General features: G+C 57.4%; 16 protein-coding genes. 7 read left to right on the forward strand and 9 right to left on the reverse strand.

Translation table 11 applies throughout. The annotated features are described in order from the left end of the window. Positions 1–301: 301 nt before the first annotated feature. Together norR and EE949_RS00660 are read left to right on the forward strand one after the other, a co-directional pair. Positions 302–1,870 carry a nitric oxide reductase transcriptional regulator NorR gene (gene norR, locus EE949_RS00655; RefSeq protein ID WP_240350647.1) on the forward strand — a complete coding sequence of 523 codons (1,569 nt, stop codon included), beginning with the start codon at positions 302–304 and terminating at the stop codon, positions 1,868–1,870. Between the two features lie 158 nt (positions 1,871–2,028). After that, positions 2,029–2,253, forward strand: a complete 225-nt coding sequence (locus tag EE949_RS00660; RefSeq protein ID WP_027900221.1) for a DUF6555 family protein — start codon at positions 2,029–2,031, stop codon at positions 2,251–2,253. Between the two features lie 69 nt (positions 2,254–2,322). Here EE949_RS00660 and EE949_RS29340 read toward each other — a convergent pair whose 3' ends face one another. Then, complete coding sequence (locus EE949_RS29340; RefSeq protein ID WP_162874611.1) at positions 2,323–2,493, reverse strand: hypothetical protein; 171 nt, start codon at positions 2,491–2,493, stop codon at positions 2,323–2,325. Positions 2,494–2,600: 107 nt separating this feature from the next. Beyond that, positions 2,601–4,040: an MFS transporter gene (locus EE949_RS00665; RefSeq protein ID WP_122662032.1), complete on the reverse strand. Its 1,440-nt coding sequence runs from the start codon at positions 4,038–4,040 to the stop codon at positions 2,601–2,603. Positions 4,041–4,380: 340 nt separating this feature from the next. On the opposite strand from EE949_RS00665, the gene EE949_RS00670 reads away from it, so the two are divergent. Beyond that, positions 4,381–5,700, forward strand: a complete 1,320-nt coding sequence (locus tag EE949_RS00670; RefSeq protein WP_122662132.1) for an Nramp family divalent metal transporter — start codon at positions 4,381–4,383, stop codon at positions 5,698–5,700. Between the two features lie 164 nt (positions 5,701–5,864). After that, complete coding sequence (locus EE949_RS00675) at positions 5,865–7,313, forward strand: MFS transporter (protein WP_122662034.1); 1,449 nt, start codon at positions 5,865–5,867, stop codon at positions 7,311–7,313. Here EE949_RS00675 and EE949_RS00680 read toward each other — a convergent pair whose 3' ends face one another. Together EE949_RS00680 and EE949_RS00685 are read right to left on the reverse strand one after the other, a co-directional pair. Further along, positions 7,314–7,523 (reverse strand): hypothetical protein, encoded by a 210-nt coding sequence (locus EE949_RS00680; protein WP_122662036.1) that lies wholly within the window; start codon positions 7,521–7,523, stop codon positions 7,314–7,316. Positions 7,524–7,643: 120 nt separating this feature from the next. Then, on the reverse strand, positions 7,644–7,844 hold the full coding sequence (locus EE949_RS00685; protein ID WP_122662134.1) for a hypothetical protein: 201 nt from the start codon (positions 7,842–7,844) through the stop codon (positions 7,644–7,646). Positions 7,845–8,035: 191 nt separating this feature from the next. Between EE949_RS00685 and EE949_RS00690 the strand changes: the two genes are divergently transcribed. Further along, entirely contained in the window at positions 8,036–8,623 is a 588-nt protein-coding gene (locus tag EE949_RS00690) for a LysE family translocator (protein WP_162874610.1), read from the forward strand. Positions 8,624–8,626: 3 nt separating this feature from the next. Here the strand turns inward: EE949_RS00690 and EE949_RS00695 are convergent, their stop codons facing one another. From EE949_RS00695 to EE949_RS00705, 3 genes are all read right to left on the reverse strand, one after another. Further along, a complete protein-coding gene (locus tag EE949_RS00695; RefSeq protein ID WP_122662038.1) occupies positions 8,627–9,448 on the reverse strand; it encodes an AraC family transcriptional regulator in 822 nt (273 codons plus the stop codon). Between the two features lie 181 nt (positions 9,449–9,629). Continuing rightward, entirely contained in the window at positions 9,630–11,060 is a 1,431-nt protein-coding gene (locus EE949_RS00700) for a PLP-dependent aminotransferase family protein (RefSeq protein ID WP_122662040.1), read from the reverse strand. 21 nt (positions 11,061–11,081) lie between these two features. After that, positions 11,082–12,008 carry a LysR family transcriptional regulator gene (locus tag EE949_RS00705; RefSeq protein WP_122662042.1) on the reverse strand — a complete coding sequence of 309 codons (927 nt, stop codon included), beginning with the start codon at positions 12,006–12,008 and terminating at the stop codon, positions 11,082–11,084. Positions 12,009–12,137: 129 nt separating this feature from the next. Here EE949_RS00705 and EE949_RS00710 point away from each other — a divergent pair, with 129 nt between their 5' ends. After that, positions 12,138–12,896 carry an SDR family NAD(P)-dependent oxidoreductase gene (locus tag EE949_RS00710; protein ID WP_122662044.1) on the forward strand — a complete coding sequence of 253 codons (759 nt, stop codon included), beginning with the start codon at positions 12,138–12,140 and terminating at the stop codon, positions 12,894–12,896. Between the two features lie 197 nt (positions 12,897–13,093). Here EE949_RS00710 and EE949_RS00715 read toward each other — a convergent pair whose 3' ends face one another. Both EE949_RS00715 and EE949_RS00720 read right to left on the reverse strand, forming a co-directional pair. After that, complete coding sequence (locus EE949_RS00715; RefSeq protein WP_122662046.1) at positions 13,094–13,402, reverse strand: RcnB family protein; 309 nt, start codon at positions 13,400–13,402, stop codon at positions 13,094–13,096. A 157-nt stretch (positions 13,403–13,559) separates the two neighbouring features. Then, the gene (locus tag EE949_RS00720) at positions 13,560–14,417 is read right to left on the reverse strand and encodes an SDR family oxidoreductase (protein ID WP_122662048.1); all 858 of its coding nucleotides are present in this window, start codon (positions 14,415–14,417) and stop codon (positions 13,560–13,562) included. A 131-nt stretch (positions 14,418–14,548) separates the two neighbouring features. On the opposite strand from EE949_RS00720, the gene EE949_RS00725 reads away from it, so the two are divergent. Next, positions 14,549–14,920, forward strand: a complete 372-nt coding sequence (locus EE949_RS00725) for a winged helix-turn-helix transcriptional regulator (protein WP_430735968.1) — start codon at positions 14,549–14,551, stop codon at positions 14,918–14,920. The last annotated feature ends 19 nt before the right edge of the window (positions 14,921–14,939 follow it).

Below are 14,939 nucleotides of genomic sequence, written 5' to 3' on the forward strand. Positions count from 1 at the left end.
ATTTCCAATTGGAACGGATGGCTCAATCCTGATGCCTGTTTACCGTTTTTACAGGGCCTGGCCCAGGTCTCTATTTCCATGACACCGCGTTGCTCGCGGAAAACAATGGATCTGTAGGAGCTGCCGAAGGCTGCGATCGCGGTGTATCAGGTCGTGCGCTTCGCAGCCTTCGGCAGCTCCGACAGAAGATGCATTTCAGCTTGAGCGCTTGCATTGTTCGACGGGGACGGCGGAGCCACTGTCTATTCGATAAGGCTGCGAGTCATAATGACCGCGTTTTTTCAGCCGATGGAACGCAATCATGATGAGCAATCCGCTATTGAGCGCCCTCGTTCCGCTAGTGGCCGACCTGAGCCGCGAGCTGCCTGATGAGGAGCGTTATCGGCGATTGCTCCACGCATTGCGGCAGTTGCTGCCTTGCGATGCGGTGGCCCTGCTCAAACTTGAAGGGGAGGTGCTGGTACCGCTGGCCGTAGAGGGGCTGAGCGTGGACACCCTTGGACGTCGCTTTCGGATCGATGAACATCCCCGGCTGAAAATACTTCTGGAAAACCCTGCACCCACGCGTTTCTCGATGGACTGCGATTTGCCAGATCCTTATGACGGTCTGGTCGACGGCCATCAGGGGCATCTGGAGGTTCATGATTGTCTGGGGTGTCCGCTTTATTTTCAGGACAAGCCCTGGGGCTTGATTACCCTGGATTCGCTGGACCCGTCGAGCTTCAATCAGGTTGATCTGGATAATCTTGAGGCGTTTGCCGGACTGGCCGCCGCAACTGTGATGGCCAGTGAACGCATCAACCAGCTGGCACGGGGTTTCGAAGATCAACGCCAGTTGGCCGAAGTCTACAAGCGTGCTGCTGGCGGTCGCGGGCCGCGAGAGTTGATTGGGCAGAGCCCGGCTCACAAACGAATGATTCAGGAGATTCAGTTAGTCGGTAACAGCGCGCTATCGGTACTCATCACGGGAGAAACCGGGGTCGGTAAAGAACTGGTGGCCGAAGCCATTCACCTGAGTTCACCCCGCGCCCACAAGCCACTGATCAGCCTCAACTGTGCGGCACTCCCGGAAATGCTGGTGGAAAGTGAGCTGTTTGGCCACGTCAAAGGGGCTTTCTCAGGGGCAGTCAATGGGCGCTCCGGAAAATTTGAACTGGCCGACGGCGGAACCATTTTCCTTGATGAGGTGGGTGAGCTGCCTTTGCCGGTGCAGTCCAAGCTGCTGCGTGTCTTGCAAAGCGGTCAATTGCAACGTGTCGGTTCTGATCAGGAGCACCAGGTGGACGTACGGATCATTGCCGCCACCAATCGCGACCTTGCCGAAGAGGTTCGGTCCGGTCGCTTCCGTGCTGACCTGTACCACCGGCTGAGCGTTTATCCGCTGCTGGTTCCGCCGCTGCGCGAACGCGGCCGTGACGTATTACTGCTGGCGGGCTATTTCCTGGAAGAAAACCGTGCGCGCATGGGCCTGCGTAGCTTGCGCCTCAACAGTGAGGCGCAGAAATTATTGCTGGGGCACACGTGGCCAGGGAATGTTCGCGAGCTGGAACATCTGATCAGTCGCGCTGTGCTCAAGTCTCTGTCGTTGAGCGCCGAGCGCCCGCGTATTCTGACTGTCGAAGCGCAAGCACTAGGCCTGGAAGAAGAGACTGTTAGTGTGAGCACAAAACTACAAGAAAGACTGCACTTGCCTGCGGATTCAAATACGCAACCCGGGGTTTTATTGAAGACAGCCGTGGATGCCTATCAACAGCAGTTAATTGAGCAGGCATTACTTCGCCATCATGGTAAGTGGGCAGAAGTGGCGAGGGAGCTGGGCGTTGATCGCGCAAACTTGAGTCGGCTTGCCAAGCGCCTGGGTATTCGATAAGCATCTTTTTTTCGTTAAATCAAGCGTATGAGGATATAAGGCAGCGTGCCACAGGGCGAAAGATTGCTTGGTCGCGATTTGTGAAAAAAGAGTGAATTTTTTGCAAAGCCGGGAGGTCATCTACTGCACTAAGCAAACCAAAAGGAGGCGCTGCCTGGATGTCACAGTACAAACACTACAGAATCGATTATTTGTTAAACGGCGCGTTCAAGTCTTTCTACATCAGTGCAGAGCACATGGATAATTCCGAAGCATGGCATCATGCCAGTGTGGATGCAGGTATCGCCCGTATTCCAAAATATCGAACGGAAAAAGTCCCCCGCGTTTCCAAGCCTTACGCGGAACACTTCGGTATAACCAACGTAGAGTGGCTGCAAAGTTGAAGACATTGGCCGGCGGTGCCCCTGGGTCCGCCGGCCTGTTGCGCCTGCAACGGGGGCAACGTGCCGCGATCAGTCGCGGGTTTTTACTCGCTGAAAATCACCTTTTTCTGGCAGCAACTCGGTTCCGGGTTCAAAGCCCGCATCTGGATCGTCTTCGTCGATCGCTGGGTCAGGTAATATTTCGGGACGCTGCACTTCCGTAATCGCGACTTCGGGGTTTTCCGGGCGGGAACCGGCCATGGCATGCCTCCTCTTTGTTAGTTGGCCAGGCATATTTCTATTGAAGCAGCCTGGCACGATGTGTTCGGGTGAGGCGATGATCGGACTTGCAACGGCGCAGTTATATATCAGCGGTGCGCAATATTCTCCAGCGCCAGATTACGGGTTCGTGGCCCGAACCTACCGATCGTAATGATCACGATCAACATGCTGCTGACAATAAATGCCAGGACGCCCGGAGTACCGAAGTGATCAAGGAAGAAGCCGATCAACAGGCTGCTGAACACCGTCGACAAGCGACTGAATGAATAGCAGAACCCCACTGCGCGGGCGCGGATATTGGTTGGGAACAACTCGCCCTGATAGGAGTGGTAGCTGAAGCTGAGCCATGCATTGCAGAAGGTGATCATTACGCCGCAGAACACCAGACCTGTTGCCGAAGACTGGAAAGCGAAGAGGGTGCCGAAGATCATCGAGCCCAGCGCTGATCCGACGATCTGCCATTTGTTCTCGAAGCGGTTGGCAAACTTCACGAACAATAAAGGGCCCAGTGGGTAGGCGAGGGTGATGATAAACGCGTAACCCAGGCTATGGGTGACGCTGACACCCTGGCCGGACAGCAATGCTGGAAGCCAGTTGCCAAAGCCGAAAAAGCCGATCGCCTGGAACACATGGAACACGATCAGCATCAATGCCCGGCGGCGGTAAGGCGGTTGCCAGATATCAGCGAAACGCCCTTTGCCCGATACCGCGACAACTTCCGGTTCGGGGGCGTCCAGTGGTTTGCCATGATCGCGCTGACAGCGTGCTTCGATGTCATCCATGATGCGTTCGGCTTCCTCGTAACGCCCATGTTGAGCGAGCCAGCGCGGCGATTCGGGCAGGCGTGAACGCAGCCACCAGATGAACAGCGCGAACACTGCGCTGGCCAATACCACCCAGCGCCAGCCGGAAATACCGAAGGGTGCTTGTGGCACCAGCCACCATGACATCAGCGCAACGGCGGGCACCGACAGGAACTGAATAAAGAAGGCAAAAGCGAAAGCCGAGCTGCGCATGCGCTTGGGCACCAACTCCGCCAGATAAGCATCAATGGTCACCAGTTCTATGCCCAGACCGATCCCCACCAGAAAACGCATGCAGATAATGCCCAGCGCATCAGTCTGAATGCCCATCAATACTGTGGCGATCGTGTACCAGATCAACGCGAAGGTGAAAATCGCTCTTCGGCCGAACCGGTCGGCAATCGGGCTGAGCAGGCTGGCACCCAGAAAAAGGCCGAGAAAGGTCGCCGAGGCAAAGGCAGCCTGATCGGAAAAACCGAACACGCCCTGGGCACCTGTCGCAAAGATGCCATCGCGCAGCAGGCCGGGGCTGATGTACGCGGTTTGGAACAGATCATAAAGCTCGAAAAAACCACCGATAGAGAGCAGGGCTACCAGTTTCCAGACTGTGGCAACGGCGGGCAGGCGATCAATTCGCGCAGAAATATGAGCAGCGCGGACCGGATCGGATCCGTCGACGGCGATCTCGTCCGCCGGACTGCTGGCGGTAGAAGGGGTGGACATACGCAGGCTTCCATTATTTTTTGATGGCATATGGTAGCGCTTTTACAATTGGTAATAATTGTTAAGCTTAAATGTTGTTAGCCTTTTTTGGTTTTTTATTGCTTGAAAATTGTCTTTGTTAGCGTTACCTGCTGAATAAACCGAGTCTTTCGCATATCCCTGTAGGACCTGCCGAAGGCTGCGATTCGGTTCCTCTGCTGCACCGCGACCGCAGCCTTCGGCAGCTCCTACAGGAAATGTGGAAGACGTGGGACCGATTGGAGGGTTGCTATTCGACTGTATCAAGATGTGTATTGAGTCTTTAAGATTGGCCTTCCGCTCAGCTGCTCATCTGGTTCCTGTGAAGTTCAAATTACCCACCACTGCCACTGCTCCGTTTTGCCCCTCGGCTGTTACCGACAGCGTTGCCATTCCGGCCAATGCCTCGCTGGCGCGCAAGATGTTGTTGTTCGTCGGCCCGGGCTTGCTGGTTTCCATTGGGTATATGGATCCCGGTAACTGGGCCACCGCCATCGAAGCTGGCTCGCGCTTTGGCTATGCGCTGCTGTTCGTCGTGGTGCTCGCCAGTTTGTCCGGTATGGTCCTGCAAAACCTGTGTTCACGTCTGGGAATCGCCACCGGGCGCGACCTGGCGCAATTGTCTGCATCGCGTTACAGCCCCGGTGTCGCCAAAGGACAGTGGCTGCTGGCGGAATTGTCGATTCTCGCCACCGATCTGGCTGAGGTGCTGGGCGCGGCCCTGGCATTTCATCTGCTGTTGGGCGTTTCCATTACGACCGGCGTGGTGCTGACAGCATTCGACACGTTGATCGTGCTGGCCTTGCAAGGCGCCAACTTTCGCCGTCTCGAAGCAATCGTGCTGGGGTTGATCGCCACGATTGGCGCCTGCTTCACGGTGGAACTGATATTGATAAAACCGTTCTGGCCGGACGTTGCGGCGGGCCTGAAGCCCAGTTGGGACGTACTGAGCAGTCAGGAGCCGCTGTACCTCGCCATTGGCATTCTCGGTGCGACGGTGATGCCGCATAACCTGTATCTGCACTCGTCGGTGGTGCAGACCCGGGTCAATGGCAGTGATCTCGCCAGTAAAGCCAGTGCGATCAAGTTTGCTCGTCTGGACACCATCGCCTCGTTGAGCCTGGCACTGTTGATCAACGCCGCGATCCTGATCCTCGCCGCAGCCGCATTCCACAAGAGCGGGCATACCGATGTGGTGGAAATTCAGGACGCCTACCACCTGCTTGATCCGTTGGTGGGCGGAGCGGTCGCCAGCGTCTTGTTCGGCATCGCATTGCTGGCGGCTGGGCAGAGTTCGACGTTCACCGGGACCATCGCCGGGCAAGTCGTGCTTGAAGGCTTTTTGCAGGCGAAAATTCCCTGCTGGCAGCGACGCTTGATCACTCGGGCACTGGCCTTGATTCCAGCGTTGATCGGCGTGATCTGGTTGGGCGACGGTGCGGTGGGCAAGATGCTGGTCCTCAGCCAGGTGGTGCTCAGCCTGCAGTTACCGTTTGCCTTATGGCCCTTGATCCGTTTCACCAGCGACCGGCAATTGATGGGGCCGTTCGTCAACACTCGTCTGGTGAAAATAGCCGCGTGGGGGCTGTTCGGGTTGATCTCGGTGGCCAACCTGACGTTGATGTGGTTCTGGGTGAGTTGAAAGCTATTGGGTCGAACTGCCTGGCTCAGAAAAGTGTCTGTTGGCTTAGACGTATGGACGTGGGATCGGCTTTAGCCGGGAAGAGGCCGGTGTAGTCACTACATGTGTGTCGTCTGACAGGCAGCTTTCCCGGCTAAGGCCGGTCCAAACAGGACTGCATAACCTTGAAGACTCCACCTGATTCCGGCCAGATTTTCGAAACCGATCTCCCCGCGCGTCTTGATCGCCTGCCTTGGGGGCGTTTTCACACGCTGCTGGTGTTCGCCCTCGGAATCACCTGGTTGCTCGATGGCCTGGAAGTCACCTTGGCAGGTTCGGTATCGGGTGCCTTGAAAAGCAGCCCGGCGCTGCAAATGTCCAACAGCGATATCGGTCTGGCAGGCGCGGTCTATATCGCCGGTGCAGTTCTGGGGGCTTTGCTGTTTGGCTGGCTGACGGACCGCCTTGGGCGTCGCAAGCTGTTCTTCATCACCTTGCTGCTGTACGTCGGCGCTACCGCAGCGACAGCGTTTTCCTTCAGCCTGGGTAGTTTCCTGCTGTTCCGTTTTCTGACGGGAATGGGCATCGGCGGCGAATACACTGCGATCAATTCGACGATTCAGGAATTCACACCGGCGCGCTATCGGGGCTGGGTCGATCTGACCATCAACGGCACGTTCTGGCTGGGAGCCGCCCTGGGCGCTGGTGGTTCGATCGTGTTGCTTGATCCCGCCTGGATAGGTGGCGATCTGGGTTGGCGGCTGTGTTTCGCGATTGGCGCGGCGTTGGGGCTGTTGATTCTGTTCATGCGTCTATGGCTGCCGGAAAGCCCGCGCTGGTTGCTGATTCACGGCCAGGCGGCGGAGGCCACACGGATTGTCGAGCAGATCGAAAACCGGCTTCGCGATCAAGGCCATGAACTTCCGCCACTGACCGGTAAACCGTTGCGGCTGCACGCACGGGATCACACGCCAATCAGGGAAATTTTTCACACCCTGTTTATCAGCTTTCGCCAGCGGGCACTGGTGGGTATGACGCTGCTCACCGCCCAGGCGTTTTTCTACAACGCGATCTTTTTCACCTACGCATTAGTGCTGACTGATTTTTATAACGTGCCCGCTGATCAGGTCGGCTGGTACGTTCTGCCGCTGGCACTGGGTAATTTCTGCGGCCCGTTGTTGCTCGGGCGACTGTTTGATGTCGTTGGCCGCAGAGTGATGATCAGCCTGACTTACGCAGTGTCAGGCGTATTGCTCGCCATCAGCGGGTACCTGTTTCAGCAAGGCATGCTCGATGTGACACAACAAGCCGTGGCCTGGATGGTGATTTTCTTCTTCGCCTCGGCGGCTGCCAGCTCGGCGTATCTGACCGTGGCGGAAACCTTCCCGCTGGAGATTCGCGCGCTGGCGATTGCCGTTTTTTACGCGTTTGGTACCGGCCTTGGGGGCATTATCGGTCCGACGCTGTTCGGTGAGCTGATTCAGACTCAAGACCGCAGCAATGTGTTGATCGGTTACTTGATTGGCGCGGCCTTGATGCTGATAGCCGCAGTGGTGCAGGCCGTCTGGGGCGTTGCATCGGAACGCAAATCGCTGGAGGAGGTCGCCAGGCCGCTGTCCCAGGCTCGGGATTGATCAGCAGTCGATGCTTTGCGCCACCGTGCGCAAGTCGTCGACGGAGGCTTGCAACTTGTCGATCTGCGCAATGACGTCCGCGACATCCAGTGGGCGCACGGAGTGCTGCAGATAGATCAGGTGCCCTGAGAGGTTCAGCGAGACAGTCTCAAGGTCATCGGCAGTGCGCTGCAGATCACCCTGGATATTCTTCAGATGTTCGATGTTCAAACTTGCAACTCCGGAAGTCAGGGGCCAGTGGCATTGACGTCCAGGTCAAGGTGAACCATCGGTATTCGGTGATGGCTATTTGATATTTTGCGTAAAAAATCTGCGTTTGTCGCGTATTTTTTATTCGTCTTCCGGATCTGACTCGGAATAGGAGTCCAGCAGGGCAGCCAGCGCCAGGGTGCGTTGCAAACCGGTGGTGGTTTGCATGATCTCAGCAACGGCTTCAATGGCCGCCGCTTTGGCTGCTTCCCGCTCTGCCTCTGTATTATTCGGCGTCGCGTCCTGAGCCGCGGCGATGATCGATTCTTCAAAACTGTTCATGGGTTGCGCTCTGCAAATGAAGGCATCTGACGGCTGGCTTGTATGAGCCGCCTGTCCAATGCGAGCCATTCTGCCTGATTCCTGTCGCCAGAGTCAGTGGGCGCTGCGCAGTGGGTGATTTTATTCAATACGCCGTCAGGTCTGATCCCTACTTTGATCACGTCATTTCAGATCAGGTTAAAGGTATCCAGATGAGTGTGTTGTTATCCATGGCAGCCTTTGCGCTGGCCTCTTCAATTACCCCGGGCCCGGTCAACGTCGTCGCGTTGAGTTCCGGTGCTCGCTACGGTCTTGGTTCGGCGCTGCTGCACGTCACCGGGGCGACGCTGGGCTTCACGCTGCTGTTGCTCCTGATCGGCTTCGGCCTGCATGAAACCCTGATGCATCTGCCGTTTCTGACTCTGGCAATCAAGTGGGCCGGGGTCGCCTTTCTGTTGTACATGGCCTGGAAGCTTGCTTTGGACGACGGCAGGCTGGACGTTGAGCGCGAAGGTGACAAGCCTTCGATGCTGGTGGGGGCGGTCATGCAGTGGCTCAACCCCAAGGCCTGGCTGGCGTGCATCGCTGGAATGGGAGCCTTTGTCGCCAGTGGCGAGACTCGCCTGATCTGGCAGTTCGCGGCGATCTATTTCGTGATCTGCTATTTGTCACTGGCGTGCTGGGCGTTCGCGGGAACCTTCTTGCGCCATTACCTGAAAAGCGCACTGGGGATTCGCGTCTTCAACCGCAGCATGGCGCTGCTTCTTGTGGGGTGCGCCGTCTATCTGTTGGCGTACTAGCCATTACTGCAATCGGTATTGCCCCGGCGTTGCGGCCAGATGTTTCTTGAAGGCCCGCTGAAAATGCGCCTGATCGGCGAACCCCAGTTCTTGCGCGACGTCGGCGATCAGCCTGCCGCCTTTGAGCTGGGTGCGGGCGTGCTGGATGCGCCGGTTGATCAGGTAGGCGTGAGGCGTCATGTGATAGCGCTGTTCAAAGGCGCGGATCAGGTAGGAGCCGGAAAGGCTCGCCGCATTGCACATATCGTCCAGCGTGATGGGCTTTCTGAAGTTGTCGTTGATGTACTGCGCGGCTCGTTCGACCCGTTGCGTCGCCAGTTCCGGGCGTACCGGCGCGGTGCCGAGGGTGTGTTGCATCTGGCTGAAGAACGCGACGGTTGTGCATTGCTTGTGCAGCACATCGGCCTGGCTGTCGATCAGGATTGCATAGAGATTGTTCAGGCTCGTGAACAGCGCGGGCACTGTGCTGTGGGTTTGCGCAACAGGCTGAAAGTCATGGTTGGGATCAAGGCCCAGTTCGTGTTGCAGGCGGGTCAGCCACTGGGTATCGACATACAGCATCAGGTACGACCAATGCTGGTCGGCAATCGGGTTGCAGGCATGAACGTCGCCAGGGTTCATCAGCACCACCGTGCCCGCGCGCACCTGCTGGCTGCTCTTCTCATGCAGATAAGTACTTTGCCCGGCCGTGATCGCACCGATGGAAAACACTTCATGTGAATGCTTGGCGTAACACAACTTGCGCCCATCACCCACCGAACGCGCCTCGATAAAAGGCAACTGATCGTCCCGCCAGAAGTAGGGGGCCTGTGGTTGTTGGCTCATGCTGTGTCGATCCTTTGAGTTGAAATGAATTTCCTGTAGGCGCTGCCGAAGGCTGCGATTCTATTTCTCTGCTGCACCGCGATCACAGCCTTCGGCAGCTCCTACCGTTCTGATGTTCCCCGGGATGTCGGTCCGCTTCTCAGGATAGCGTTTCCGGAGACTAGCGCATCCTTGCCCATCGTCACACCGTCAGCAGCAACTCCCGCAAGCGGTCCAGTGCCGGGTCTATATCAAGGGTTTCTATGGCGCCAAAGCCCAGATAGATGCCAGGGCGGCCAGGCGTTGACTGGTAATACGGGGCCAGAGAGTAAATGCCGACACCGTGCTGCCGGGCCTGCTGGATAAGTTGCTCAACATCCATCGGGATCTTGCACCAGAGCGCCATGTGGAAACCCGCTGTCGCCGGAATGGCTTCGAACCAGGGTGACAAATCACTTGCGAAGCGCGCCAGGATACGCTCTCGTCGTCCCGCATAAATCCCGTAACAGCGACGGATGTGCTTTGGCAGTAAACCGTCGTCAATGAACTTGGCCAGCGCCCACTGGTTCAGGGTACTGGTATGCCAGTCGGTCAATTGGCGGGCCTTGATGACCGCGGCGTAAATTGCCGCGGGCAACACGGCATAGCCCAGACGCAGTTCCGGCAGCAGAGTTTTCGAAAACGTCCCGACGTAGGCGACTATTCCGTGAGGGTCCATGCTCTGCAGCGAATCGGTGGGCTGCCCCTCGTAGCGGAATTCGCTGTCGTAATCGTCCTCGATGATGATCGCGCCAATGCGCCGCGCTTTTTCCAGCAATGCCTTGCGGCGCACGAGGCTCATGGGCATGCCCAAAGGCATCTGATGCGACGGCGTGACATAGATAAGCCGTGCATCTTCGGGGATCGCATCCACTTGCATGCCGTGTTCGTCCACGGGCACGCCAACCACCGTAGCCCCTTGGGCCGAGAATAATAGACGGGCCGGTCTATAACCCGGATCTTCCATCGCAACACAGCAACCAGGCTCGGTCAGCACGCGTGAAATCAGGTCCAGCGCCTGCTGCGCGCCGTTGCACACCACAACGTCATCCGCTACGCAGCGCACGCCGCGGGCAAAGGCGATATGCCCGGCAATAGCCTTGCGCAAAATCTCCAGCCCTTGCGGCTGACTGTACAAACCGGGGGCCTTGGCCATCTGTCGCAGGCCGTGTTGAATACAGCGTCGCCATTCTTCGTTAGGGAAGTGACTGCGACTGATCGCGCCACCAATAAAGTCGCCGCGTCGGGTTTCTTCGCGGGTAGGGTGGCGCAGGCCCAGATCAAGGTTTTGCCACCTGGCCAGCACTTCGGCGCTGGCCAGATCACAGGCTTCCTGCTTGCGTGACTGGGGCGTCGGCAGGTGGTTGACGAAGGTGCCGCTGCCGATCTTGCCGACCAAAAAGTTTTCGTAGGTCAGGCGTGAATAAGTGTCGGATATGGTTTTGCGTGACAAGCCCAGTTGTGTCGCCAGCAAGCGGCTGGGTGGCAGTTGCACACCCGCTGCCAGCCGTCCGCATTCAATACTGTCGCGCAATTGCTCATAGAGCTGGTTCGCCAGATCCTTGCGGCCTTTAATGACAATGTGCAGTTCCATAGCGTGCTCCTGGCCTTACCGTCACACGGGTGAGGGCTGGCGATTCTTCCAGTGCGTGTTGCGTTCGGCAATCAGGTTCTGCAACCAGTCCATGAATACCCGGCAGCGCTCCGGCAAATGTCGACGATGGGCGTAGAGCAGGGAGATTTTCATGGGCAGTGGACGATGATCCGGGAGGATTTCGACCATGTCCCCGCTGAGTAAATGTTTGCACATGCCCATGCGCGGCGACTGAATGATACCCAGATTGCCCAGGCAGGCGGCTTCGTACGCCTGAACGTTATTAACGGTAACGCTGCGGGGCATGGCGAGGGTCTGGGTCTTGCCTTGCTCTTGATATTCAAAGAGCGCGGTATTGCCACCAAACACCGTCACATAGTGGATCAGCCGGTGGTGCTGCAGGTCGGCCAGGGTCTGTGGGACGCCATGCTCACGGGCGTAACCGGCACCGACACAATTGACCATCGCCAGGTCACCGAGATTTCGCGCGACGAGCGTGGTGTCCGGCAAGTCGCCGACGCGCAGCACACAGTCAAAGCCTTCCCTGACCAGATCGACGCGGCGGTCGGTGCTGCTGATCTCCAGATCGATCCCGGGGTGTTCGCTGAGAAACTCATGCAAGCGCGGCAGCACGATGTTATGGGCCATTGCAGTGGGCATGTCGACCCGCAGACGCCCGCTGAGCATCGCGTCGCTACGGAACAGCCCCTCCAGTTCGTCCATCTGCGCCAGCATCTCTTTACTGCGCTCATACAGCACGGCGCCGTCCGGAGTGGCCTGCACCTTACGCGTGGTGCGCAACAACAGGCGGGTGCCGAGCAGTTCCTCCAGCGCCCGTACCTGCTCGGAAACCGTCGAACGCGGCAACCCCAGCGCTTCACTGGCCTGGGTAAAACTCGACAGCTCGGTAACGCGCACAAACGAGCGCAACAGCTCCAGTTTGTTCATGAGGACACGCCTTTATTGTTCGTCGTGCTCGACCATTGATTTCGGGTTTTTACCATTTATCTGATATCCCGCGAACAATAGACTTTTCCTCACTCGCTGAACACTTCAACCTGAACTGAGGGCATCACCATGAGCAGAAAAATCGCGATCATCACGGGCGCCAGTCGTGGCTTGGGTAAAAGCACGGCATTGCACCTCGCCGCGCAGGGCGTGGACATTATCGGGACCTATCAAAGCCGCCAGGCTGACGCTCAGGCGGTAGCGGATGAAATCCAGGCGTTGGGCGGCAAGGCCCGGATGCTTCAGCTGGATGTCGGGCAGAGCGACAGCTTTGACGCGTTCGCCGCCCAATTAAAAGAAGTGTTGAAAGAGGTCTTCAATGCGGGGCAGTTTGATTTTCTCGTCAATAACGCCGGTGCCGGCATTTACGGCAGCATCGCCCAGACCACCGAAACTCAGTTCGACCAACTGGTGAACATGCACTTCAAAGGGCCATTCTTCCTCACTCAGAAGCTATTGCCGCTGATTGCCGACGGTGGACGAATCATCAACCTGTCCAGCGGGCTGGCGCGTTTCAGCATGGTCGGCTATGCCGCCTACGCGTCAATGAAAGGCGCGGTTGAAGTCTGGACTCGTTATCTGGCGCAAGAGCTGGGGCCCCGTGGAATAAATGTAAACGTGCTCGCGCCAGGTGCCATTGCTACTGATTTCGGGGGCGGCACGGTGCGAGACAATGCTGAAGTGAACAAGATGATTGCTTCCAGCACCGCGTTGGGCCGGGTGGGCGAGGCGGACGATATCGGTGCCGCGATCAGCATGCTGCTGGGGGATGGCGGCAAGTGGATCAACGGGCAGCGCATAGAAGCGTCGGGCGGGGTTTTTCTTTAAGCCAAACGGCAGCGCCCATCAACCAAAGATGCAATCTTGACGTTTTAACCCGGTTTTGTAGGAGTGAGCTTGCTCGCGATAGCGTCAGGTCAGGCGATAATTTATCGACAGGAAAAACCTATCGCGAGCAAGCTCACTCCTACAGGGTTCAGTGTTTGCCGCAAGATACCGGGGCCTGACCTGCAGTTGCGGTGATGTTACTTTTTCACCGGCACGATTTCAGTGATCTGCCCGTTGGTGAGCTGTACTTGCACATATTTATCGTGGATCTGCACCCACTGGGATTCTTTGGCCGGTTCTTTCAGGCCGCGTTTGCTCCAGTCTTTGAGACCTTCTTCGGTGCGGCGGAATTTTTCAGGGGCGCGGGAGCCGAGCTCCAGCTCATGCATGTTGTCTTTGGACTTCTCGATGGTCGGCTCAGGGGCATCGGCAGCCTGGACTGACAGGCTGGTCAGAGATACACAGCCAAGAATTGCCAGACAGGCGACGAGTGATTTGCTCTTCATATACAGCTCCTAGGGCTCAGTGCGTAATGCTCTGTTCGTAGCTCTAGGACAACCGTCGAAAAAAATCATTCGGTTTGATTGTTCAGTGATGGCAGTTTGGGTGGTTGATCCGTGAACCAGTGCTCGCCCTGACGATACAGGGCGAGCATCTGTGTCATTAATTTTTCAGTGTTTCGGCGACGGTGGTGGCCAGCGGCGTAGTCGGGCGGCCGATCAAGGCGCTCAATTGGCGGCTGTCATCGAACAGTGCGCCCTTGGCGGCGGCCGCGTCCGAGTCTGACAGCAGATCAGCAACGAAACCTGGCAAGCCTGCCTGAACCAGTGCGGCTTGAAAGTCAGCCTGTGGCAGGTCGGTATAAGGCACGGTTTTGCCTGACTGCTTCGATATTTCTGCGGCAAAGTTGCTCAGCGTATAGAAATCGTCGCCAGCCAGTTCATAGACGCGACCAGCCTGATCCTCGGCCGAGGTCAATGCTGCAACGGCTGCGTCTGCGTAATCGGCGCGCGCTGCCGAGCTGATACGGCCATCAGCCGCGCTGCCAAACACTGCGCCATGTTCCAGCGCCGCAGGGATGCCTGCCGTGTAATTCTCCGTGTACCAGCCGTTGCGCAGCAGCACGAACGGTATACCGGACGCCCGCAGCGCAGTTTCGGTCTGGCGGTGCTCTTCTGCCAGGCTCAGCAATGAGGTGTCAGCATGCAGAACGCTGGTGTAGGCGAGCAGTTTTACGCGGGCACGTTTTGCCGCGTCGATGACGGCTTGATGCTGGGCGGTACGTTGACCCACTTCGCTGGATGAAATCAGCAGAATTTTCTCGGCACCTTTGAATGCGCTGTCCAGTGTCGCGGCTTGAGAGTAGTCGGCGTGACGCACCTGTACGCCCAATGCAGCGAGATCGGCCGCTTTTTCAGGGCTGCGCACGGCAGCAACGATTTTCTCCGCAGGTACGCGGGTGAGCAGTTTTTCAATGACAAGACGGCCTAACTGGCCGGTGGCTCCGGTGATGACGTACATGCTCGGTTCCTCGAATGTATTTAAGGGAAGCCAGAGCATAAACATGATGCTAACCTTTCGTAAGTACGTACAAAAAGGTAAGTGTCATGAATGGGTCAGAGCAGCAAAGCCGTTCATTGCTAGCAGCCGCGATGGAAGTTCGGGCGGGCGAGTTGATGGCGGTTGATTGTCCGTCGCGGGTTGTACTCAATCATGTGTGCAGCCGTTGGGGGGTGTTGGTGCTGGTGGTGCTGCGCAGCGGCATGCACCGCTTCAGCGAGCTGCGTCGCAAGATTGGCGGGGTGAGCGAGAAAATGCTCTCGCAGACGCTGCAGCATCTGGAGGGTGATGGTTTCGTCGAGCGCAAGGCGCTGCCGGTGGTACCGCCCCATGTCGAATATCGCCTGACACCGCTGGGTGAAGAAGTGGCACAGCAGGTCGAAGGTCTGGCGAACTGGATCGAGGATAATCTGCCGCGGATCATGGCTGCGCGAGAAGAAGTGGATTCAGCCAGATTGAGCTGATTACTGTTTGATGTGGCAG

The sequence above is a fragment of the Pseudomonas viridiflava genome, assembly GCF_900602065.1.
Lineage (GTDB): Bacteria > Pseudomonadota > Gammaproteobacteria > Pseudomonadales > Pseudomonadaceae > Aquipseudomonas.